Genomic DNA, 23,407 nt, shown 5'->3' on the forward strand with positions numbered 1-23,407 from the left:
TCCTGGGCGCCACCCGGGCCCCTCGCCCCACGAACGTACGCCATGGCACGGACGTGCCCGGTTTACCCCGTACGGGCCACAGGTTCCCCTGATGCCCGCCCGATGGCGGAAGCTGTCAGGTGTGACCCTCCGCCCGCTCGCCGCCGTCCCACCGCGCGCGTCTCATGTCGAGCCGCGGCAGGTGTCCCTCGGCGGCCCTGCTCACCTCCTTCAGGGGTGTGCCCTCCGCGCGGTAGTGGCCGAGAGCCTCCAGTTCGTGGCCCGGGAGCAGGACACCGTCCGCGCGGACGACCCGCCACCACGGAACGGCCCCTCCATAAAGGGCCATCACGCGTCCGACCTGGCGCGGTCCGCCCTCTTCCAGCCACTCGGCCACATCGCCGTACGTCATGACACGCCCGGGCGGGATCATTTCCGCAGCCTCCAGGGCCCGCTCGGCGTAATCCGGCAGGGCGTCCACCGGAAGGCTCTCGTCGCTCATCCGGCCCATCCTGCCCCACCCCACCGACAATGTGACGAGGCGGCGACCGTGGGTACTCCTCGCCCCGGAGCGGCGCTTGGGGCAGACTGTGCGCCCCCGCACTGCACCCTGATGCCCCTGTGTGTCAGTGGGACATGCCACCATCGTGCAAGCGGTGACCGGTGATACGAGACCAAGAAGAGACCATGAAGCAGCAGGGCGTGCACCCCGAAGACGCGGAGGGCACCTCTGGGGTTTCATCGCGCCCCGACGACGACACCACCGGCCCCATGCGCGAGAAGTCACCGGCCGGGCCGGCGGCCGACCATGCCGAGGAGGTCGAGGGCGACGAACCGCTGCTCCCCGCGCGCGTGCACCGCCCCGCCGATCTCATGCGGCTTCTGGCGGGCGTCATCGCGATCGTCGTACTGCTCACGATCGCCGCGTTCGCGCACGGCACCACCTCGGGGCTCGAACAGGACATCAACAAGGGCACGGGCCAGGCACCCGACCTGCTGATCAAGATCGCGGGTCTGGCGTCGAGCATCGCGATCCTCCTCGTGCCGGTCGCCTTCGCCATCGAGCGGCTGATCAAGCGGGACGGACTGCGGATCGCCGACGGTGTCCTCGCGGCGGTCCTCGCGCACGGGGTGACCCTCGCCACCGACCTGTGGGTCGCCAAGGCCGCACCGGACTCCATCCAGGAGGCGCTGACCCAGCCCTCCCCCGGCGACATCCATGCCCTCACGGACCCGGTGCACGGCTATCTCGCACCGGTCATCGCGTACATGACGGCCGTCGGCATGTCCCGTCGGCCGCGCTGGCGCGCCGTGCTGTGGGTGGTGCTGCTGCTCGACGCATTCTCGATGCTGGTCACCGGCTACACGACACCGTTCTCGATCATCCTGACGGTGCTGATCGGCTGGTCGGTGGCGTACGGGACGCTGTACGCGGTCGGCTCACCGAACGTGCGTCCGACCGGGCGCAATCTGATGGCGGGTCTGCGGCATGTCGGCTTCCGCCCCGTGAGTGCGGCCCGTGAGGAGGTGCCGGAGGCGACGGACAGCGTTGACCGCGGCCGACGCTACTTCGTCACCCTGGAGAACGGCCCACCGCTGGACGTCACCGTGGTCGACCGCGAGCAGCAGGCGCAGGGCTTCTTCTACCGCATGTGGCGCAACATCACGCTGCGCGGCCTGGCCACCCGCAGCAGCCTCCAGTCGCTGCGCCAGGCACTGGAGCAGGAGGCTCTCCTCGCGTACGCGGCGATCGCCGCCGGGGCCAACGCACCCAAGCTGATCGCGACCTCGGAGCTCGGCCCCGACGCCGTGATGCTCGTCTACGAACACACCGGGGGCCGCACGCTCGACTCGCTGGAGGACGAGGACATCACCGACGAGCTGCTGCGCAACACCTGGCACCAGGTGAAGGCACTGCAGTCGCGGCGCATCGCCCATCGCAGGCTCGTCGGCGACGCCATTCTGGTGGATCGTTCCGGCAAGGTGATCCTCACGGACCTCCGGGTCGGCGAGATCGCGGCCGGGGACCTGCTGTTGCGCATGGACATCGCCCAGCTGGTGTCGACGCTGGGCCTGCGCGTGGGCGCCGAACGCGCGGTGGCGTCCGCGGTCGGGGTGCTCGGCCCGGACTCGGTGGCGGACTGTCTGCCGATGCTCCAGCCCATCGCGCTCTCGCGCTCCACGCGCGCGACGCTGCGCAAACTCGCCCGAGAGCGCGCCCAGCGTCAGCGCGAGGCGGTCCTGGAGGCGTCCCAGCAGGCCAAGCAGACGCGGCTGGAGGCAGCCCACGCCGACACCGGGCCGATCGTGCTGGAAAAGTCCGGCAAGAAGGCCGTGCGGGCGGAGCAACGGGCCGAGAAGCGGGCCATGGACGAGGCTCTGGAGGGGGCCCGCGAGGAGGATCTGCTCGCCCAGATCCGCCACCAGGTGCTGCTGATCAGACCGCAGGCACCAGTCGAACCGGCCCGGCTGGAACGGGTGAGACCGCGCACCCTGATCAGCTTCATCGCGGGCGCGTTCGGCGCGTACTTCCTGCTCTCCCAGCTCACCCACATCGAGTTCAGCACCCTGTTCGACGACGCCGAGTGGGGCTGGGTCATCGCGGCCGTGCTGTTCTCGGCCCTGAGTTACTTCGCCGCGGCGATGAGCCTGCTCGGTTTCGTACCGGAGCGGGTGCCGTTCATGCGGACCGTGGCCGCGCAGGTCGCCGGGTCGTTCGTGAAGATCGTGGCGCCCGCGGCGGTGGGCGGTGTGGCCCTCAACACGCGTTTCCTGCAGCGCGCCGGCGTGCGGCCGGGACTCGCGGTGGCCAGTGTCGGCGCGTCCCAGTTGTTCGGGCTGGGCTGCCATATTTTGATGCTGCTGTCGTTCGGCTACATGACGGGCACCGAGAAGACGCCGTCGCTGTCGCCGTCCCGGACGGTCATCGCGGGTCTGCTGACCGTCGCGGTGCTCGTTCTCGTGGTGACCTCGGTGCCGTTCCTGCGGAAGTTCGTCGTCACGCGCGTGAGGTCGCTGTTCGCCGGTGTCGTACCGCGCATGCTGGACGTCCTCCAGCGGCCCCAGAAGCTGGTCACCGGCATCGGCGGCATGCTGCTGCTGACCGCGTGCTTCGTGATGTGTCTGGACGCGTCGATCCGCGCGTTCGGCGACGAGACGACCTCGCTCAGCCTCGCCAGCGTCGCCGTCGTCTTCCTCGCCGGCAACGCGCTGGGTTCCGCGGCACCGACCCCCGGTGGGGTGGGCGCGGTCGAGGCGACCCTGACGGTCGGCCTGATCGCCGTCGGCCTCCCCAAGGAGGTCGCAGCCCCGGCCGTGCTGCTCTACCGGCTGCTGACCCTGTGGATTCCGGTGCTGCCGGGGTGGCTGTTCTTCAACCACCTGACGCGGAAGGGCTCCCTCTAGCGAGTGCGGCCTCGCGCCGGTGGTTCTGGGGGCGTGCGCGGTACCTCGTACGGCTCGCGCCCCGAGCGCCCCGCCGGGTGCGACCGCAGGATGGGATCATGCCCAACCCGTTCCGGCCGCGTGCCGCCGCACTGACGGTCGCTTCCCTCCTGCTGTCGTCCCTGGTGGCGGGGTGCAGCGACGATTCCGGCTCCCCGGAGAGGGAGCTGTCAGCCCAGAAGCTGCGCTGGAAGGACTGTCCCGCGCCGTCCGAGTCCGAGGGCGGTGGCGAGGCCCCGTCCCCGCTCCCGGGCGGCGACACCTGGCAGTGCGCCACCATGAAGACACCGCTGAACTGGGCCGAGCCGAAGGGCGACACGATCGGCATCGCGCTGATCCGGGCGAAGGCGAGCGGCGCCGCGAGCAGACGCATCGGGTCCCTGATCTTCAACTTCGGCGGGCCCGGCGGCTCGGGAGTCGCCGCGCTCCCCTCGTTCGGCACGGACTACGCGACTCTGCGCACGCGCTACGACCTGGTCAGCTTCGACCCGCGGGGGGTCGGCCGAAGCGCTGGTGTGCAATGCGCGGACGACGACGAGCTCGACGCCTACTTCCAGCAGGACGCGACGCCCGACGATGCCGCCGAACGCTCCGAACTGCTGGACACCACGCGGAAGTTCAACGCGGCCTGCGAAAAGCACTCCAAACAGGTGCTCCCCCATGTGCGCACCACCGACGCGGCCCGCGACATGGATCTGATGCGACAGGTCCTCGGCGACGACGAGCTGCACTACTTCGGCATCTCGTACGGCACCGAACTCGGCGGCGTCTACGCGCATCTGTTCCCCAAGAAGGTGGGCCGTGCGGTCTTCGACGCGGTCGTCGACCCGACCCAGACCCCTGTGGAGGGATCACTCGGACAGGCCAAGGGCTTCCAGCTCGCGCTCGACAACTTCGCCGAGGACTGCACGTCGAAGACCGAGGACTGCCCGGTCGGCGACACCGCACAGGACGTCAAGGACCGGATCACCAAGCTCCTCCAGAAGCTCGACGCCAAGCCGATCCCGGGCATCTTCCCGCGCGAGCTGACCCAGGGCGCGGCGGCCAACGGCATCGCGCAGGCGCTGTACTCCCAGAGCTTCTGGCCCTACCTCACCGACGGCCTTGAACAGGCCTACGACGGTGACGGCACCGTCCTGATGCTGCTGTCCGACTCGATGAACGGACGCAACCGCAACGGCGAGTACAGCAACCTCACCGCGGCGAACATCTCCATCAACTGCTCCGACCAGAAGGCGCGCTACACCGTCGCCGATGTCGAGGCGAGGCTGCCCGAGTTCCGCGCCGCCTCGCCCTTCTTCGGCGACTTCATGGCCTGGTCCATGCTCAGCTGCACCGACTGGGCCGTGCCGGGCGCCGCCGACCACCCCGACGTCAGCGCGACCGGATCGGCGCCGATCCTCGTCATCGGCAACACCGGCGACCCGGCGACGCCGTACGAGGGCGCGCGCAAAATGGTGGGGGCGCTGGGTGAGGGCGTGGGCGTGGAGCTGACGTACAAGGGGCAGGGGCACGGCGCGTACCGCAGCGGGAACCGTTGTGTGCTGACGGCGGTGAACGGTTATCTGCTGAACGGGAAGGTACCCGCGGCAGGGACCGTATGCTCCTAGGAAAGTGCAGGTCAGAACGTTATCCACAGGCGGATACGGCTTCGGCGTGATCCGCCTACTATGGCCGGACCGCCATCCGCCGGCCCGAGCGGACGGCTAGCAGGGGGGAAGTGCACATGTCTCGTTCCGTACGGTGGACGGCCGCGACCGCCGCCGCGTTGCTGGTGGCCGGCTGTAGCAGCGGCACGTCCGACAGCGGGGACGGCAAGGCGTCCGGCAACGCCACATCCTCGGCCACGACCTCGTCCCGGGCCTCCCCCGGGCTGCCTGCCTCGCTGACCTCGCAGAAGCTCGACTGGGGCCGTTGCGAAGGCACCTCGGACTCCCCTACGCCGGGCAGCGACTGGCAGTGCGCGACGCTCAGGGTTCCGCTGGACTACGCGAAGCCGGACGGCGAGACCATCGGCCTGGCGCTCATCCGCGCCAAGGCCACCGGAGGCAGCCGCATCGGGTCCCTCCTGTTCAACTTCGGCGGGCCGGGCCAGTCGGGCGTGTCCGTGATGCCCTCGTACGCCGGCACGGTCTCCGCACTCCGCGAGCGCTACGACCTGGTGAGCTGGGACCCGCGCGGGGTAGGGGCCAGCGAGGGCGTGCGCTGCCGCAGCGACAAGGAGATCCAGGCCGCCGAGTCGGTGGACCCGTCGCCGGACAACGCGGCCGAGGAGAAGGCGTACTTCCAGGACTCGGCCGACTTCGGGAAAGGCTGCGAGAAGTCCGCCGGAAAACTCCTCTCGCATGTCTCGACGACCGACTCGGCCCGCGACATGGACCTGATGCGACAGGTCCTCGGTGACACGAAGACGCACTACTTCGGTATTTCGTACGGCACCGAACTCGGCGGCGTCTACGCCCACTTGTTCCCGAAGAACGTGGGGCGGCTGATCCTCGACGCCGTCGTCGACCCGAGCGCCGACGTGGTGGGACACGCCAAGAACCAGGCCCGGGGCTTCCAGCGGGCACTCGACGACTACCTGAAGTCGACGGGCCAGGACCCGGACCAGGGATCGCAGAAGATCGCGGCCCTGCTGCAGCGGATCGACGCCGAGCCGCTTCCCACTTCTTCCGGGCGAAAGCTGACCCAGGGCCTGGCGGTCACGGGCGTCTTCGTGCCGCTGTACAGCAAGCACAGCTGGCCGGCGCTGACCAGCGCCCTGGACGCGGCCGAGCAGGGCGACGGATCGGACCTGCTGGCGCTCTCGGACGGCTACAACGACCGCGACGCGTCGGGCCACTACGGCACGACGACACATGCGCAACGGGTCATATCGTGTTTGGACGACAAGCAGCGGCCGACCGCGGCACAGGCCAGGAAGCTGCTGCCCGAATTCCGGAAGATCTCGCCCGTGTTCGGGGAGTTCATGGGCTGGGACACGGCCGGCTGGTGCCACGACTGGCCGGTGGCCGGTCAGTACGACACCCCGGAGGTCGGCGCGCCCGGCGCGGCGCCCGTCCTGGTGGTCGGCAACACCGGGGACCCGGCGACGCCGTACGAGGGCACGCGCAAGATGGTGGACGAGCTGGGCAGGGGCGTCGGCGTGATGCTGACATGGAAGGGCGAGGGGCACGGGGCGTACGGCAGTGGCAGCGACTGTGTCGACTCCACGGTGAACGCGTATCTGCTGGACGGGACGGTGCCGCGGGACGGCAAGGTCTGTTCATGACGGCGGCGGGGGCCCCGGGCACCTGTGGTGCGCGAGACCCCCGCCGGCCGAACAGGACGAACTGGGTGGGGAACCGCGGGTCAGTAGACCGGCTTGTGCGGCTCGATCTGGTTGACCCAGCCGATCACACCGCCGCCCACGTGGACCGCGTCCGCGAAACCGGCGGACTTCAGGACCGCGAGGACTTCCGCACTGCGGACACCCGTCTTGCAGTGCAGGACGATCTTCTTGTCCTGCGGGAGGGTCGCCAGGGCGGTGCCCATGAGGAACTCGTTCTTCGGGATCAGCTTGGCGCCGGGGATCGAGACGATCTCGTACTCGTTGATCTCACGGACGTCGATGATCTCGATGCTCTCACCGTCGTCGATCCACTCCTTGAGCTGCTTGGGAGTGATCGTCGAGCCGGCCGCCGCCTCCTGTGCCTCCTCGGACACGACACCACAGAAGGCCTCGTAGTCGATGAGCTCGGTGACGGTCGGGTTCTCGCCGCAGACCGCGCAGTTCGGGTCCTTGCGGACCTTGACCTGGCGGTACTGCATCTCCAGGGCGTCGTAGATCATCAGACGGCCGACGAGAGGCTCACCGATACCCGCGAGAAGCTTGATGGCCTCGTTGACCTGGATGGAGCCGATGGACGCGCACAGCACGCCGAGGACGCCACCCTCGGCGCAGGAGGGAACCATGCCCGGCGGCGGGGGCTCCGGGTACAAGCAGCGGTAGCAGGGGCCGTGCTCGGACCAGAAGACGGAGGCCTGTCCGTCGAAGCGGTAGATCGAGCCCCACACGTACGGCTTGTTCAGCAGCACGCACGCGTCGTTGACCAGGTAGCGGGTCGCGAAGTTGTCCGTGCCGTCAACGATCAGGTCGTACTGGCTGAAGATCTCCATCACGTTCTCGGCTTCGAGCCGCTCTTCGTGAAGAACCACGTTGACGTACGGGTTGATGCCCAGCACCGAATCACGGGCAGACGCGGCCTTGGAGCGGCCGATGTCCGCCTGGCTGTGGATGATCTGGCGCTGCAGGTTCGACTCGTCGACCTCGTCGAACTCCACGATGCCGAGCGTGCCCACGCCCGCCGCGGCCAGGTACATCAGCGCCGGCGAGCCCAGGCCGCCGGCGCCCACACAGAGCACCTTGGCGTTCTTCAGCCGCTTCTGCCCGTCCATCCCGACATCGGGGATGATCAGGTGGCGGGAGTACCTGCGGACCTCGTCTACGGTGAGCTCGGCAGCGGGCTCGACCAGGGGTGGCAGCGACACGGGGACTCCGTTGGTCGGTCAATCACTACAGTTGTTCTCCCCGTAACACTGCCACGCCCTTCTTCATTCCGAGACACCCGTTCCGAGGCGCGAGACGATGTCGTCCCAGTAGCCGGGCATGGCCTCCCAAGGGTCGGTGCGGCCACCGCGGTCCGTGCGGTCGGTGAAGTAGATCGTGGCGGCGCCCTGCCAGCGTGCGACGCGCAGCGCCTCGTCGAGATGACCGAGCGCCAGCCCGTGCACGAAGTGGCAGAAGCGTTCGGGTGGATGGTCGGCGGTCCACTCGGCCACCTGCGACCAGCGGTAGTCACTCCAGGTGCCGGAGAACGTGACGAGCTGGTCGGCGTGCTCGGCATAGTCCGGATGCGGATGGGTGCCGTGGCCCAGGACGATGTGGGTGTCGTCGTCGGCTTCGCGGAGCGTGCCGACCGTGCGGCGGATCTGCGGGAGCGCGGTGCGATCGGCCGGGCAGCGGTCCAGGAGGAAGCCGTCGGCCTTGTACCAGTCGCGGTACCGCTGCGCTTCGACGGTCAGCTCACCGTGCGTGCGGGCGCCGTGGGCCGTGTCGAGGTGGCCGAGGACGCGGACGCCCGCGTTGCGCAGACGGCCGACGGCCTCCAGGCAGTGCGGATCGGGGCGGCTGCCCGGGCCGTTGGAGACATTGAGGACGACCCAGTGCAGGGGCATGCCCGGACGGGCGAGTTCGCCCCACTCGGCCGGGGCGAGGAGGGGGTGCGCGAAGCCCGGAATACCGAAGCCGGTGCGGACGCCGGTGCTCGCGGTGCCCGCCTTGGCGCTGGTCAGATACGGCATGCCGCCTCCATCCAGATGTCGGCGAGGGACTCCTCCAGGTTGATCCGGGGCCGCCAGCCGAGCCGGTCGCGTGCGGTGCGGACGTCGGCCTGCTGCCAGCTGCCGCAGCCGTCCGGATACGGGTACGCGACAGGGGCCGCGTGGTCCGGATCGGTGCGGGGGTGACCGATGGACGCCCTCAGAGGGCCGGGCGGGCCGTCGAGTTCGTGCAGTGCGCCACCGTATCCGGCCACGCGGGCGAGGACAGAGGCGGCGTCGCGCAGGCGCACAGCGCGGCCGGAGCCGATGTTGATGACGCCCTGCGCGGCCGAGAGCGAGGCGGCGTGGACAGCCCGCGCCACGTCCCGTACGTCGATGAAGTCGCGCTGCGCGCCCAGGCCGCCGAGCTTGAGTTCGCCGTCGCCGGACTGCATCGCGCGGCGCATCGCCTCGGCGAGTCGGCCGAGTGGGGAACCTGCGGGCGTACCCGGGCCGGCCGGCGAGAAGACGCGCAGGACGACGGCGTCGAGGCCGGAGCCGAGGACCAGTTCGGTCGCGGCGAGCTTGCTGACGCCGTACGGGCCGCCGGGCCGGGGGACGGCGTCCTCGGCCGTGGAGGAACCCGGCTGGCTGGGGCCGTACTCGGCGCCGCAGCCGAGCTGGACCAGACGGGCGCCGCATCCGCTGCGCCGCAGGGCCTCGCAGACGGTGGCCACGGCGACCGTGTTGTGGCGGGTGAGTTCGCGGGCACCGCCGCGGGTGGCGCCCGCACAGTTGACGACGACTCCGGGGTGGACGGCGTCGAGGAAGCGGGTGAGTGCGCCGGGGCTGCCGGACGCGAGGTCGAAACGGACGTCGGCGTCGTCGCCGCGACCGAGGGCGGTGAGCTGCACGGCCGGGTCGGCGAGCAGTCGGTCGGCGACGAAGCGGCCGAGATAGCCGTTGGCTCCGATCAGCAGAACCCTCATCGGACGGCTCCCTCGGCGGAATCTCCGGCTCCGGGTCGGGAGGTGATCATCGGCTTGCTCCTTCGGGGGTTGCGGGTGCGTTCGTGATGGGGGGCCGGGCGTCGCGGAATCGGTCGCCTGCCGCAGTCGTGGTCCGGGACGTCATCCGGGTTCACCCGGCCTCGCGTGCGCCGACGCTCTGGTGAGCGTGCGGGTCGCGTGGAGCAGGAGGACCAGGGCGGCCCCTCCGCAGGTCATGGCCGGGATGCCTGCCGCACCCCAGCCGGCCACGACCGCGTCCGCCGGAGTGGCCAGGAAGGCACAACCGGGGAGGTGGGAGGCGAACGCGGTGGCCAGAGCCGCAGCCTCCGTCGCGGCTGCCGCGCCGAGGACCAGCGCCGGGGCGTGGGTGAAGCCGTGTGCCGTGAGGAGGCGGGCCAGGAGGAGCAGGGCGCCCAAAGTGACGGTGGTGGAGTAGGCCGCCGGTTCGTGCAGGACCGATCCGGAGAGGGCCACGAGCGCCGCCAACGTGCAGAGAAACAGGGCGAAAGCGCCCAGGAGGAGGGGTTTCACGGCTGCGGTGAAGTCCGCCAGGCCACGGCTGGCGGCCAGTTTGCGGCGGGCTCGCGTCGCGAAGAGGTGGGCGCACCAGGCCGCCGGCGCACAGGCCAGGGTCAGGGCCAGCACAGGAGCGGTGGACAGTTCCCGGAGGGCGGTGGGGAAATTGTCGGGTCCGCCCGTCAGTGCGGCGGTGAGCAGGCCGTCGCCCAGGAGCGCGTAGGCGAGGAGCCAGTAGGTCCACGCGCGCGTGGAGGCCGGGGTGTGACTCGCGTACGTGCCGGGAGGCGCCGGCTGGGACCTGGGGCTCAGTGGCCCCCGGCCGAGTGCCGCGCGTACGGCCAGCGCCACGGCCAGGGCGCCCAACGTCGCCACGGCCAGCTGGACCCGGCCCTCGGTGTGGTGCAGGCCCGTCACCGTCGCCGCGCACAGGGCGCCCGGCAGCAGGGAGAGCAGGGCCCAGCCGGCCCGCACGCCGGACGCGGCCGGCGGCATGGGCCGTAGGGGCGTTTCCGAGTCCCGGGAGACCCGGGCGTACATCTCCTCGGCCAGCGAGAACACGTCCCGGTGGCGGAAGCGGGCGGCCGTTCGGTCCGTGACGCCGTGGGCCTCCAGGCCGGCCGCGATCTCCAGGGGGTCGACCGCCCGCTCGCACAGCTCACGGTGTCTGTGCATGAGCGCCTTCACGGGGTCTCCGGTCCCTCGGCGCACCGCACGGGTGGAAGGGGAAGGCCTTTGCCCGGCGCTGTCCCCGGGGGCCGCACTCGGCTCCTCTGCCGTCCCCGTCCCCGTCCCCGCCTGTGCCTGTGCCTGCGTCTGCGTCTGCGTGTCTCGCACGTCCGTTTCCGCGGCGCTCATGAGCCACTCCTCCGAGTACCCGTCCCAGGCACCGGGGCTGTTCGGTGTCCCCGGGCGGTCCAGTTCTCCCAGCTCGCTCATCGCGCGCCCTCCCCGGCCGGTACGGGGGTCGCCTGTACCGGTGCGGAAGCGCGTCCTGTCGCCCAGCTGGGCCCGCCCCGGGCCACCACGCGTATGCCGGCCTGCGTCCAGCGGCCGGGGACATGGGCCTCCGCCGGGACGGCGAACGGAAGCGGTTCGCCGGTGTCGTCGAGGACCACCCGGCGGACGGGGCAGCGCGAGACGACCTCCAGATAAATGCCGTGAAATGCCGCGATGTTCTGCTCGACGGTGAACAGTTCGAGGGCACGGGCGCGGGCGGCGGAGCCCAGGCGCTCCCGGCGCGCCGGGTCCTGCAACAGCGCCACGCACGCCTCAGCGAGCGCCCGCGGGTTGCGCGGGGGCACCACAAGGCCCGTACCGCCGATGATCTCGACCACCGCGCCCACATCGGTCGACACGGTCGCCCGGGCGCAGAACATGGCCTCGACCAGGCTGATCGGGAAGCCCTCGACCACACTCGACAGGACGACGACCGCGCCCGCCGCGTAAGCCTCCGCGAGCGTCGGGGCCTCCGGGCCGCCGATCTCCTCGAACGACACCGGGTTGTCGCCGACGGCGTGAACGCCCTCGGCCTCGTCGGGGAAGAGCTGCGCGGCCAGCGCCCGGCAGTGCCCGAGATAGGCCTCGCTCTCGGCTCCCGCGGCCGCGCCGATGATGCGCAGGCGGGTCTTCGGCTCCTCCTTGCGGATCTCCGCGAAGGCGTGCAGGAGGGAGACCAGGTCCTTGGCGGGCTCGATGCGGCCGACCCAGATCAGCGTGTCGGGGTCCGCGGTCTCCGGCGACTCACCGATCTCCGCGAAGTGGGACGCGTCCATACCGGGGTACACCGTGCGCAGCTTCTCCCGGTCGGCCCCGCACCTCTCCTGCCAGCGGCGGGTGTGCGTGTTGCCGGGGGTGACCAGCACGGCCCGCCGGTAGACCTCCGAGGCCAGCCTGCCGTGGAAGGCCGCGAGCAGGGACCGTACGGCAGGGGCGCTGCCGTCGGCGCCCGAGGCCAGGTAGTGCGCTCTCAGCGGGACTCCGTACTCGGTGACGAGCAGGGGTACGCCGGAGAAGTGGTGGGCGAGGAGTCCGGGGAGCGCCGCCGGGCCGCCGGCCGCGGCATGGCAGAGGTCGACCGAGCCGAGTCCGTCGTCCTCGTACCAGTCGAGCGAGAGGGGGCGCAGGGCGCGTTCGAGGTGCGCGGCGACGGTGAGCAGGTCCGGGACGCGCGCCTCGCGCGCTGCTCCCTGAGCGCTGGGCGCACGACAGGCGCGCTCCAGAGCGCCTACGGCGGCTTCGGAGCGGAGCGCTCCCACCAGCCCGCCCTCGTCGCGGGCGAGGTCGGCGAGCCCGTAGAGAGCGCTGCCGAAACGGTCCGCCTCAGCGGTGGGCGCGCCCGATCCCTCCGACGCGTTTCCCGCATCGGACCCGGCGCACAGCGCCGTCGCCAACTCTCCGTAGGCCTCGGCGAACCGGCGGCGGGCGCGGCGGCCGTACACCACTCCGTCGTCCTCGGCCGTCCACAGCGGAGCGGTCCGGACCCGGCTGACCTGCGGCGGCAGCTCGATCCAGCCCTCGTCCTCCTGCCGCTCACTGCGGCTGAGCGCGTAGATGTCGAACTCGTGCCCGCCGAGCCCGCGCACGAGCCGGTCGCACCAGAGTCTGGCGTCACCGCTCACATACGGATAGCCACCCTCCGTCAGCAGTCCGATGCGCACGAGCACACCCCCGATCTCCCGTATGGGGAGCCGCCGTTGACCCGGCGGCTCGCAGCGGGACGAACGTATGCGGACATGACGGTGGTGCGACGGACGGTTGTCCGTCACACCACCAAAAGGGGTGAACGGTCGTAACTTTCCCGCGCGGATCGCGTTCTGTCGCGCTAAGAGATCATTCACGCGCGCATGGCCACGAACGCGCGTGCGGTCACGCCGGGGCCGGCTCCTGTCGGGAAGCGCGGCGCCGGGCCGCGATGTCCGGGCCGAGAGACGAACACCAGCGCGAGTCCGAGTTCACACCGCAACTCCCAGAGCAGGGCCACCACCTGGGCCTGGGTCGTGGCATCGAGCGCCGAGACCGGCTCGTCGCGGACGATGACGCGCGGTTCGCACACGCCCCGAACGCGCCCTTCGCGCTGCCCGTCAAGCGCCCGCAGCGGCTCGGCGACCGGCCTCACCCGCGCTGCGGCGGGGGCCGCGGGCGGAAAGCGGGTCCTGGAAGACCATCAGCGCCTTCGCCCCGCGCAGCCGCCGCAACTCGGCCTCCGACGCCTGCCCCCGGCCACTCCGCCCGTCAACTCCCCGGATACGGCCAGGGGTTGACCCGGCAGCGAATCCCGTCATGGTCGAGGAACTTGGTCTGCTGCTGCATGACCGGGGCGAGGTCGCCGTCCTTGTCACAGGTGACGTGCCCGTAGCCCAGGCGATGGCCGATCTCGTGGTTGATCAGCATCTGCCGGTACGCGTAGATCTTGTCGCCGTATGTCTCGGACCCCTGCGCCCACCGATAGGCGTTGATCATCACGCGGTCGGTGGCGGCCGAGTCGCAGGACACATTGTCCTCGGTGGTGTCGAGCCCCGACTTGGCGCACCAGAAGGCGGTGGTACCTGGGCTCGCCAGCGTGATCACGAAGTCGGGCTGGCCCGACGAGATCCGCTCGAACGTGCGACCGCCGCTGTGGGCCCAACTACGCTCGTCGTTGAGCGTCTTCTGCACAGCCTGCGCGAACAGCTCCCCGTCGAGTCCGAGCCCCTGCTCGACATCCACGCGGTATTTGTACTTCTGCCCCACACCTGGCGCCTTGGCCCAACCGCGGATCGCGTCGAACTTCCCCGAGCCCTTGAGGGTCGCCCCGAGCTGGTACGTCCTGGCCATCTTCTGGTCGTACGTCAGTGCCGTCACCGCGGCCGGCGCGTCGGACTCGGCGGGGAGGTTGTCGGTGGTGGCGGAGTCCCCGGACCCCGGGGCGTCCTGGCCCGAGCCGCTCGTCTGTGTCCGCACACCGCCGTCGTCGTCCTGGCCAGTGGCGACCTGCCCGGCGACGACGACCGCCAGCACGGTGGTGACAGCGGCAGCCGCGATCCCGGTGAACGCCCGCCCCTTGCCGCCCTTGCCCTTGACCGCCACCTCGGCGGGCGGCGGGTACGCGTCGCCCGTGCCGGCGCCGGCGTCCCAAGCGGTGACGGCCGCGTAGGGATCAGCAGGGTGCGATGTCCGGGCGCGGGGCGCGAAGCGGTCGGCGCCCGCGGCCGTGGCACCGGGCATGCCGGCTCCGTCGAAGGCATCGACGTACGACTGCCGAGGTCCGGAAACGTTCGGGGGCGCGGGACGCTGACGCGGTATGGCCGGCCCTGCGCCGGTCCGCGCACCCAACTCGCCCCAGCCACCGCCGGTTTCCCGCTGCTCGGGGTGCCCGCCTCCCCGAATGCGGGGAAAGCCGTGAGCGGGGGTTCCGTCCGGGAGTCGCGGCGTCCCGTGTGCGGGGGTGCCGTCAGGGAAGCGCGGGAAGCCATGAGCGGGGGTACCGTCGGGAAGACGGGGCATCCCCTGTGCCGGCGTGCCGTCAGCGAACCGAGGCACCCCTTGCCGCTGTGGCCCCTGGCTCTGGTCTCGCCCCTGAACCTGCCCCTGCACCTGGCCCTGTTGAGGCTGCTGTCCCTGCTGAACCACAGGAATGTTCGCCGTGTCGCCCTTACTCGCGCTGCCGCCGGTTCGCCCGCGGCGGCTGTGACGTCCCACCTCGCGTCTCAGCTCCCCGCGTTCGCGGCGTCGGCCCGGCTGCCGATTGTCCTCGCTGCCACAGTACCGGCATCCGCCTTCAACTCATCCGCGCCCTGGAGCAGTTCACGGAACGCCGACGCCAACGTCTCCGGGTCCTCCATCATCGCCACATGCCCGGCGTCGGGCAGCGAGAGCAGCCGGGAGTCACGGAAGGCGCGCGCCGCCCGCTGGGCCATGCGGTAGGAAACGAGCTGGTCGCGTCCGCCGTAGACGAGGAGCGTCGGCGCGAGTACGCGCTCGGCCTGGCGCCACAACCCGTGCTGACCGCCGATCGTGTACGCGTTCACGATCCCGCGCGCGGAACGCGCCATCGCGTCCCAGAAGTACGGCAGTTGCAGCCGTCGTTCCATCTCCTCGACCGCGTGGCGGAATCCCTCGGGCGTCACCTGCTCAGGATCCCCGTAACACAGCGCCATGACCCCGCGGACGCGCTGCTCGGCGGTCCACTCCTCGGTCATCCGGGTGAACAGGCGGGCCACACCGGGCAGGGCGAGCAGCGCGGTCGGCACCGCGGTGCGCTGCACGCGGACCTCCGGAAGCGCGGGCGAGACGAGCGTGAGCGTCCGGACGAGGTCGGGCCGCACCGCCGCGACGCGGGTAGACACCGCGCCGCCCATCGAGTTCCCGAAGAGGTGCACGGGACCGCGCCCGGAGGCGTCGAGGTAGCGGATGACGGCACGCGCGTGCCCGGTGACCGAGTAGTCGCCGTCGTCCGGTGGCGGGGAGTCACCGAAGCCCGGCAGGTCCAGCGCCTCGCTGTCGACGAGCTCGTCGTGCAGCGGCATGAGCGCCGACCAGTTCTGCGAGGAACCGCCCAGGCCATGGACGTACAGTGCGGGCGGCAGCCCCTCGCGCGCGGGGGGCCGCGACCGCACGGTCAGGGTGATCCCGGGCAGGCTGACCGAGCGCAGCCGCTCGCCCTCCGCGACCCTGACGGGCGCCACCTTCGGAAGCACATTGGTGGCCGGCACGTACGGCAGCTCGGTCGAAGACATGCGGCAATGTTACGAGACGATCACGCAGTGGTTCGTGTGTTCGGCATCACAGGCCGGCATTCCGATCACATGGCGCACCGATCGCATGGCGTCCCGATCCCGTGTCTCCTAGGCTCGTATCAGGGCACCCGTCAGTAGAACCGCACCCCCGGGAAGGGAGCCCAGCATGGCCGTCGACCCCACCGACCCCGAGACCTTCGAGGAAATCGAGTATTCCGAGGACTCAGAGGGCGAGCGCAGCGCCCCCGAGTTCGCCGTCGAGGTCCCCGAGGACGACGCCGCCGAGCAGCAAAGGGATGTCACGCAGCAGAGCGACGCCTCGTTGACCGGTGAGAACACCGACCGCGCCAGCGAGGCCGACCTCGCGGAACAGGCGCGCGTCGTGAGACTGGACGAGGACGACTACCGGTAGCCAGTCACCGCCGCTCGGTATCAGCACTCGACTGCCCGACAAAAGATTTGTTGCTATTTGAGCACTTAGGCCGGAACATACAGTCGCTCGGTCGAGGAATTTCTGCGCTCGCACCGCGCACACCAGGGTTACCGAAAAGTACGATGGCGGCGCGGCGCACACCGCATGTGGACGAAATTGGGAGGCGGCGTGACAGCCATCGAGCAAACTGAGGCGGCACGCCCGCGGGGCACGCGGTTGCCGCGTCGCGCCCGACGGAACCAGCTGCTGGGCGCCGCCCAGGAAGTGTTCGTGGCGCAGGGCTACCACTCCGCCGCGATGGACGACATCGCCGAACGGGCCGGTGTCAGCAAGCCGGTGCTCTACCAGCACTTCCCGGGCAAGCTCGACCTCTACCTCGCCCTGCTGGACCAGCACTGCGAGGCCCTGATCGAGTCGGTCCGCACCGCACTGGCGTCGACGTCCGACAACAAGCAGCGCGTACGGGCGACGATGGACGCGTACTTCGCGTACGTGGAGGACGACGGCGGTGCCTTCCGCCTGGTCTTCGAGTCCGATCTGACGAACGAGCCGGCCGTGCGCGAGCGCGTCGACAAGGTGACGAACGAGTGCGCGGAGGCGATCTCCGAGGTCATCGCCGAGGACACCGGCCTCTCGCCCTCGGAGTCGATGCTGCTGGCCTCCGGTCTGGGCGGCCTCTCCCAGGTGGTGGCGCGGTCCTGGCTGCACAGCGACCGCAGTGTCCCGCGCGATCAGGCGGTCCAGCTGCTGGCCTCGCTGGCATGGCGCGGCATCGCCGGTTTCCCGCTGCACGGCACCGAGCACCACTGACCGTCCGTTTGTTCCCGGCGGCTGTTCGCTCCTGGCGTTCCCGCCCGGAACATGTACGTCCCCTCACCGGGCTAATGTGTGCTGGGTACGGCGCGGATGCCCGCGCACTTCACTGACCGTCGGAGGGACATAGCCGTGGAGGTCAAGATCGGCGTGCAGCACGCGCCCCGCGAGATCGTTCTGGAGAGCGGTCAGAGCGCCGAGGAGGTCGAGCAGGCCGTGGCCGATGCGCTGGCCGGCAAGTCGGCGCTGCTGAGCCTCGTGGACGACCACGGCCGCAAGGTCCTGGTCCCGGCCGACCGTCTCGCGTACGTCGAGCTGGGCGAGCCGACGGCGCGCAAGGTGGGCTTCAGCGCGCTGTAGGACATGCAGGTGGGTGGGGCCCGGCGGTTCGAGACCGCCGGGCCCCACCCGTTGTCCGTGTCCAGTCTCCCCGCGCATGCCCGTGCCCATGGCCTGTATTCACAGGTTGCCCACACGTCACCCTTACAAGGGGATTGCCTTCCGCAGGTCACGGGTATGACGGGCTGTGAACGTCACGCGCAGACAGGCAGTGGGAGGGCACCCGACATGTTCTTGGAAGCACTCGGCTCCGCGATCCTCGGCCTCGCCCTGGCGTGGGCGGCGGCCCACCGACTGCCCGACCGCCTTCCCGCCCGTCCCCTGGTCCTGTCGACCGGCGTGGCCGGAGCCCTTTTCGGCGCCTTCGTCACGCACAGCGCGCTGAGCTCCGGCCACTTCCTGGCGATCCTGCTGGGCGCGGTGGCCGTCTCCGGCGCCTCCGTCTCCCTGCTGCTCCGCCCGAAGGGCACCCTGCGGCGATCATCGGCGACGGCGTAACCACCTGCACGGAAGCCGACGAAGCTAGGCGGCGAGTCCCAGCGCCGCCATCCGCTTGGTGTGTGCCTCGGTGATCCGGGAGAACATCCGGCCGACCTCCGCGAGGTCGAACCCGTCCGCGACGCCGCCGACGAGCATCGTGGACAGCGCGTCCCGGTCGGCCACAACCCGCTGCGACTGCGACAGCGCCTCGCCCATCAGCCGCCGCGCCCACAGCGCGAGCCGCCCGCCCACCCGCGGTTCCGCGTCGATCGCCGCGCGCACCTTCTCCACGGCGAAACTCGCGTGCCCGGTGTCGTCGAGAACCGCGAGCACCAGCTGACGGGTGTCCGCGTCGAGGCGGGCCGCGACCTCGCGGTAGAAGTCACTGGCGATCGAGTCACCGACGTACGCCTTGACGAGTCCCTCCAGCCAGTCGGAGGGCGCCGTCTGCTTGTGGAAGCCGTCGAGCGCGGCGACGAACGGCTCCATCGCCTGCGTCGCGTCGGCGCCGATCTCCGTGAGCCGGTCCCTGATCTGCTCGAAGTGGTGGAACTCCGCCGACGCCATCTTGGCCAGTTCCGACTTGTCGACGAGCGTCGGCGCCAGCTTGGCGTCCTCGGCGAGCCGCTCGAACGCGGCCAGTTCGCCGTACGCGAGCGCGCCGAGCAGGTCCACGACCGCGGCACGGTACTGCGGGTCGGTGGCAGCCTGCGCCCAGTCCTGGGCGGCGACTCCGGTAGGTGCGGGAGCGGCTTCGGCCGCCGTCTCTGCGGGGGTTCGAGGGGTACCGGAGGAGTTGTCAGGCGTCGTCATGAAGCGCACAATAGCCCGCTGGCCGCAAGGCGGAAGTCCCTGCTCATTCAGTGTGACGACCACTACGTGACCGAATCGGCCATCGCGTGTGCGCGATTCCGGGGTATGGTGGTAGTGCGCCCGCTGAGTTGAAAGACGTAGCTCGACGGGCCATACGAATGAGGATGCCCGGTCGGTGGCCCGATCGGCTCCGACCCGACAGCTCTCCTCATCCGTACGGCACGATGCGTACGGAATTCGGAGGGACCCTCAGCGGTACGAGCGCTCGAGCGTCGGCAGTGGTCCCGTGGCACTCGGCCCGCCCGTGAGGCGGCCGATGTTTCCGGCACGGTCCCGACACGACCCCCCGCGCTCGCCTCGCACCGCGTACACAGAAGAGGCATTGCCCTGACTACGACTTTCCGGGATCTCGGAATCCTTCCCGAGACCGCCGAGGCACTCGAAGCCGTCGGCATCATCACCCCCTTTCCCATCCAGGAGATGACGCTCCCCGTCGCCCTCAGCGGCTCGGACGTCATCGGCCAGGCCAAGACCGGTACCGGCAAGACGCTCGGCTTCGGCCTCCCGCTCCTGGAGCGCGTGACCGTCCCCGCCGACGTCGAGGCCGGCCGCGCCCAGCCCGAGCAGCTCACCGAGGCCCCGCAGGCCCTCGTCGTCGTCCCGACGCGCGAGCTGTGCCAGCAGGTGACGAACGACCTGCTGACGGCCGGCAAGGTCCGTAACGTGCGTGTCCTCGCCATCTACGGCGGCCGGGCGTACGAGCCTCAGGTGGAGGCCCTCAAGAAGGGCGTCGACGTCGTCGTCGGCACCCCGGGCCGCCTGCTCGACCTCGCGGGCCAGAAGAAGCTGAACCTGAAGCACGTCCGCGCGCTCGTCCTCGACGAGGCCGACGAGATGCTCGACCTGGGCTTCCTGCCCGACGTCGAGAAGATCATGAACATGCTGCCGGCCCGCCGTCAGACGATGCTGTTCTCGGCGACCATGCCGGGCGCGGTCATCGGTCTCGCGCGCCGCTACATGTCGCAGCCCACGCACATCCGCGCCGCCGCGCCGGACGACGAGGGCAAGACGGTCGCGAACACCGCGCAGTACGTCTACCGCGCGCACAACATGGACAAGCCCGAACTGGTCGCGCGGATACTGCAGGCCGACGGCCGGGGACTGGCCATGGTCTTCTGCCGTACGAAGCGTACGGCGGCCGACCTCGCCGACCAGCTCGCGCAGCGCGGCTTCGCCTCCGGCGCCGTCCACGGCGACCTCGGCCAGGGCGCCCGCGAGCAGGCGCTGCGCGCCTTCCGCAACGGCAAGGTCGACGTCCTCGTCTGCACGGACGTGGCCGCGCGCGGCATCGACGTCGAGGGCGTCACGCACGTCATCAACTACCAGTCTCCCGAAGAGGAGAAGACGTACCTGCACCGCATCGGCCGTACGGGCCGCGCGGGCGCCAAGGGCATCGCGATCACGCTGGTCGACTGGGACGACATCCCGCGCTGGCAGCTGATCAACAAGGCGCTGGAGCTGAAGTTCAACGACCCGCCGGAGACGTACTCCACGTCACCGCATTTGTTCGAGGAACTGAGCATCCCGGTCGGCACGAAGGGTGTGCTGCCGCGCTCGGAGCGCACGCGCGCCGGCCTGGGCGCCGAGGAGGTCGAAGACCTCGGTGAGACGGGCGGACGCGGTGGCCCGCGCGGCCGTGGCGGCCGTTCCGGCCACTCCTCCGGCCCGGCGGCTGCTGCCGCGCCGTCGGCGGAGCACGAGCGCCCGTCGCGTACGCCGCGCAGTCGCCGCCGTACCCGTGGCGGTTCGGCCGCGGACGCGCCGACGACTCCGGTCGTGTCGGGCACCCCGGTCACCGAGGCACTCGCCTCGTCCGAGCAACCCGGCGAGCGCCGTACGCCGCGCCGCCGCCGCCGTACGCGCGGTGCCGCCGCGGAGCCGGTGGCGGCCTCCACGGCGACATCCGTCGAGCCGTCGGCCGAGGCCGCGGTCGCGACGGCGGAGGGCACGGCCCCGGCCCCCGAGGCCACGGAGCAGCCGCGCCGCCGCCGCACCCGCAGGACGACGGAGTCCACGTCGGCCGAGGTCGTCGCCGAGGCCCCCGAGGCGGAGACGCCGGAGGAGCCGCGCCGCCGCCGTACCCGCAGGACGGCGGAGCCCACCCTGACCACGCCGGCCCGGGTCGTCCCGGCCGACGCCCCGGTGGCCCCCGAGGCGGAGACGCCGGAGGAGCAGCCGCGCCGCCGCCGTGCCCGTAGGACGGCGGAGCCGGTCATCGACACCGTCGAGGCCCCGGCCGTCACGGAGACCAAGCCGCGCCGCGCTCCCCGCAGGAGTGCCGCAGCGGCCGCTGAAGCCGTCGCGGACACCGCCGAGGGTGTCGAGACCGATCCCCGCAGGAGTGCCGCCCGCACGGCGACCGCCCCGGCCGCGGAAGCCGCCGCCGACACCGCCGAGGCGACCGAGGCCAAGCCCCGCCGCCGTACGGCACGCAAGGCCGCCGAGCCCGTCGTGGCCGTGATCGAGGCCGCCCCGGAGGCCGCGGAGCCCGAGGCCGCGAAGCCCCGCCGGACCCGCAAGGCCGCGGTGGCCGCCGTGGAAACGGCCGAGGCGACCGAGGCGAAGCCGCGTCGTGCGACGCGCAAGGCCACGGCAGCGGCCGCTCCGGCCGCCGAGGCAACCGTCGACACCGCCGAGGCGGTCGAGGCGCAGCCGCGCCGCCGCGCCCGCAAGGCCGCCCAACCGGCGGTCGTGGCGGAGACGGCCGACATCCCGTCCCAGCCGACCTCGACCGAGGCCCCGGCGCCGAAGCGCCGTGCCACGCGCAAGGCGACGGCACCGGCCGCGGAGGCTGCCGTGGACACCGCGGAGGGCGTCGAGACAAAGCCGCGCCGCCGGACGACCCGTAAGGCCGCCGAGGCCCCCCCGGTCGTCGCGGAGCCGGAAGCCACGGAGCCCAAGCCGCGCCGTACGGCACGCAAGGCGACGGCGACGGCTGCCGAGGCCGCTGTCGACACCGCCGAGGCCAAGCCGCGCCGGACGACCGCCCCCAAGGCGACCGCCCCGGCCGCGGAAGCCGCCGCCGACACCGCCGAGGCAACCGAGGCCAAGCCCCGCCGCCGTACGGCACGCAAGGCGGTCGAGGTTGTCGCGGACATCCCCGCCCAGGCGGCCGACGAGGCGGAGTCCAAGCCGCGCCGCCGGATCCGCAAGACCGCAGAACCGGCGGTCGTGGCGGAGACGGCACCGGAGGCAGCCGAGGCGAAGCCCAGGCGCCGCACCACCCGCAAGGTCACGGTGACCGCGCCGACCACGGACGCCGTGGAGACCTGATCGCCCGGGAGGGACCCCGCCCCTCCGCGCCACTGGCCACACCCCGACGGCCCGGCCCACCCCACCAGGTGGCCGGGCCGTCGGCGTTGCCCTGAAACAGAACCCCTCCCCCTCGCCGGCACCGGCGCCCCGCACCCGCACCCGCACCCGCACCCGCACCCGCACCCGCCGCTGGCCTCTCCCTCAGGTACGCCGGATAACCTCGGCACATGAGCAGGCCTCCGACCTTCGCCCCACCCCCCGGCGCCCGTGCGTACGCCCTGCGTACCGTGCGGGGTGAGTTCGCGGTCGTCGACGCGTCCGTGGACGCCGGCGTCGAGCCGAAGGGGACCGTTCTGCTGCTGCCCGGGTTCACCGGCAGCAAGGAGGACTTCATCACGATGCACGAGCCACTGGCCGCGCGCGGGTACCGTACCGTCGCCGTGGACGGGCGCGGGCAGTTCGAGTCGCCCGGCCCCCGGGACGACGAATCGGCTTACGCACAGGGCGAGTTGGCGCAGGACGTGCTCGCGCAGGCGGCGGCCGTCGGCACCCCCGTGCACCTCGTCGGGCACTCTCTGGGCGGGCAGATCGGCCGGGCCGCCGTCCTCCTCGACCACGCCCCCTTCCTCTCCCTGACCCTCATCTCCTCGGGTCCCGCCCAGATCTCCGAGCCGCAGCAGCAGCGCGCGAAACTGCTGCGGGACGCGCTCGCCGTGATGAGCATGGCCGACGTCTGGGCGGCCATCCAGGCCATGGACGACCCGCAGACCGGCGGCGGCGACCTCGACTCGGTGGACGCCGTGGACGCGGGGCTCGACGACCGCGAGGACCTTCGCCGCCGCTGGATGGGCAACAGTCCGGCCCAACTCGCCGCCACGGGGCGTCAGTTGTGCGACGAGCCGGACCGGGTGGCGGAACTCTCCGCCGTACCGCTGCCCTTCCATGTCCTGTCCGGCACGGAGGACGGCACCTGGGCCGTCCCTCTCCTCGACGACATGGCCGTACGACTGCACGCCCACCGGACCGTCATCGCGGGAGCCGAGCACTCCCCCAACACGGACCGGCCGCTGGAGACCGCCCGAGCCCTGGCCGACTTCTGGGACTCCCTCCAGAGGTAGCCGGTCACAAGCCATTGGTCGCAGGTAACGCGCAGGAATGGCCTAGTGTCCTGCGCCGGAGTTTCCTGGGCAGGTCCGACTGAGCCGCCGACGGTCAACGCGCCTGGTCGGCGGCGGGAATCCGACCGC

General features: G+C 71.4%; 18 protein-coding genes and 1 pseudogene. 9 read left to right on the top strand and 10 right to left on the bottom strand.

Translation table 11 applies throughout. The features are described from left to right. Positions 1-115: 115 nt before the first annotated feature. Entirely contained in the window at positions 116-481 is a 366-nt protein-coding gene (locus RB628_RS23720) for an MGMT family protein (RefSeq protein WP_318322534.1), read from the bottom strand. 185 nt (positions 482-666) lie between these two features. Between RB628_RS23720 and RB628_RS23725 the strand changes: the two genes are divergently transcribed. The 3 genes from RB628_RS23725 to RB628_RS23735 all read left to right on the top strand — a co-directional run bounded on the left by RB628_RS23725 (position 667) and on the right by RB628_RS23735 (position 6,694). Beyond that, a complete protein-coding gene (locus RB628_RS23725) occupies positions 667-3,384 on the top strand; it encodes a lysylphosphatidylglycerol synthase transmembrane domain-containing protein (RefSeq protein ID WP_318322535.1) in 2,718 nt (905 codons plus the stop codon). Positions 3,385-3,482: 98 nt separating this feature from the next. Next, complete coding sequence (locus RB628_RS23730) at positions 3,483-5,033, top strand: alpha/beta hydrolase (protein ID WP_318322536.1); 1,551 nt, start codon at positions 3,483-3,485, stop codon at positions 5,031-5,033. 116 nt (positions 5,034-5,149) lie between these two features. Then, positions 5,150-6,694: an alpha/beta hydrolase gene (locus RB628_RS23735; RefSeq protein WP_318322537.1), complete on the top strand. Its 1,545-nt coding sequence runs from the start codon at positions 5,150-5,152 to the stop codon at positions 6,692-6,694. Between the two features lie 80 nt (positions 6,695-6,774). Here RB628_RS23735 and moeZ read toward each other — a convergent pair whose 3' ends face one another. From moeZ to RB628_RS23775, 8 genes and pseudogenes are all read right to left on the bottom strand, one after another. Then, a complete protein-coding gene (gene moeZ / locus RB628_RS23740) occupies positions 6,775-7,953 on the bottom strand; it encodes an adenylyltransferase/sulfurtransferase MoeZ (RefSeq protein ID WP_318322538.1) in 1,179 nt (392 codons plus the stop codon). A 63-nt stretch (positions 7,954-8,016) separates the two neighbouring features. After that, positions 8,017-8,766, bottom strand: coding sequence for a spherulation-specific family 4 protein (locus RB628_RS23745; RefSeq protein WP_318322539.1), 750 nt, complete (start codon positions 8,764-8,766; stop codon positions 8,017-8,019). Then, the gene (locus RB628_RS23750; protein WP_318322540.1) at positions 8,754-9,713 is read right to left on the bottom strand and encodes an NAD-dependent epimerase/dehydratase family protein; all 960 of its coding nucleotides are present in this window, start codon (positions 9,711-9,713) and stop codon (positions 8,754-8,756) included. The genes RB628_RS23745 and RB628_RS23750 overlap by 13 nt, the downstream gene beginning before the upstream one ends. 141 nt (positions 9,714-9,854) lie before the next feature. After that, positions 9,855-11,189: a hypothetical protein gene (locus RB628_RS23755; RefSeq protein WP_318322541.1), complete on the bottom strand. Its 1,335-nt coding sequence runs from the start codon at positions 11,187-11,189 to the stop codon at positions 9,855-9,857. After that, the gene (locus RB628_RS23760) at positions 11,186-12,910 is read right to left on the bottom strand and encodes a DUF3492 domain-containing protein (RefSeq protein ID WP_318322552.1); all 1,725 of its coding nucleotides are present in this window, start codon (positions 12,908-12,910) and stop codon (positions 11,186-11,188) included. Before RB628_RS23760 ends, RB628_RS23755 begins: the two co-directional genes overlap by 4 nt. Positions 12,911-13,176: 266 nt before the next feature. Beyond that, a pseudogene (locus RB628_RS23765) lies at positions 13,177-13,417 on the bottom strand (ABC transporter ATP-binding protein); the annotation flags it as partial. A 67-nt stretch (positions 13,418-13,484) separates the two neighbouring features. Further along, positions 13,485-14,456 carry a DUF3152 domain-containing protein gene (locus RB628_RS23770; protein ID WP_318322542.1) on the bottom strand — a complete coding sequence of 324 codons (972 nt, stop codon included), beginning with the start codon at positions 14,454-14,456 and terminating at the stop codon, positions 13,485-13,487. Positions 14,457-14,938: 482 nt separating this feature from the next. Beyond that, entirely contained in the window at positions 14,939-15,967 is a 1,029-nt protein-coding gene (locus RB628_RS23775) for an alpha/beta hydrolase (RefSeq protein ID WP_318322543.1), read from the bottom strand. A 166-nt stretch (positions 15,968-16,133) separates the two neighbouring features. Between RB628_RS23775 and RB628_RS23780 the strand changes: the two genes are divergently transcribed. The 4 genes from RB628_RS23780 (at position 16,134) to RB628_RS23795 (ending at position 18,050) form a co-directional block, all read left to right on the top strand. Continuing rightward, a complete protein-coding gene (locus RB628_RS23780; protein ID WP_318322544.1) occupies positions 16,134-16,379 on the top strand; it encodes a hypothetical protein in 246 nt (81 codons plus the stop codon). Between the two features lie 189 nt (positions 16,380-16,568). Then, on the top strand, positions 16,569-17,210 hold the full coding sequence (locus RB628_RS23785; protein WP_318322545.1) for a TetR/AcrR family transcriptional regulator: 642 nt from the start codon (positions 16,569-16,571) through the stop codon (positions 17,208-17,210). A 135-nt stretch (positions 17,211-17,345) separates the two neighbouring features. After that, a complete protein-coding gene (locus RB628_RS23790) occupies positions 17,346-17,573 on the top strand; it encodes a DUF3107 domain-containing protein (RefSeq protein ID WP_053743301.1) in 228 nt (75 codons plus the stop codon). A 207-nt stretch (positions 17,574-17,780) separates the two neighbouring features. After that, a complete protein-coding gene (locus RB628_RS23795) occupies positions 17,781-18,050 on the top strand; it encodes a hypothetical protein (RefSeq protein ID WP_318322546.1) in 270 nt (89 codons plus the stop codon). Between the two features lie 24 nt (positions 18,051-18,074). Here the strand turns inward: RB628_RS23795 and RB628_RS23800 are convergent, their stop codons facing one another. Next, the gene (locus RB628_RS23800) at positions 18,075-18,854 is read right to left on the bottom strand and encodes a ferritin-like fold-containing protein (RefSeq protein WP_318322547.1); all 780 of its coding nucleotides are present in this window, start codon (positions 18,852-18,854) and stop codon (positions 18,075-18,077) included. A 471-nt stretch (positions 18,855-19,325) separates the two neighbouring features. On the opposite strand from RB628_RS23800, the gene RB628_RS23805 reads away from it, so the two are divergent. Next, complete coding sequence (locus RB628_RS23805; protein ID WP_318322548.1) at positions 19,326-22,178, top strand: DEAD/DEAH box helicase; 2,853 nt, start codon at positions 19,326-19,328, stop codon at positions 22,176-22,178. A gap of 209 nt (positions 22,179-22,387) precedes the next feature. Beyond that, positions 22,388-23,278, top strand: a complete 891-nt coding sequence (locus RB628_RS23810; RefSeq protein WP_318322549.1) for an alpha/beta hydrolase — start codon at positions 22,388-22,390, stop codon at positions 23,276-23,278. Positions 23,279-23,407 lie beyond the last annotated feature (129 nt).

It is taken from the genome of Streptomyces sp. ADMS (genome assembly GCF_033441795.1).
Classification (GTDB): Bacteria; Actinomycetota; Actinomycetes; order Streptomycetales; family Streptomycetaceae; genus Streptomyces.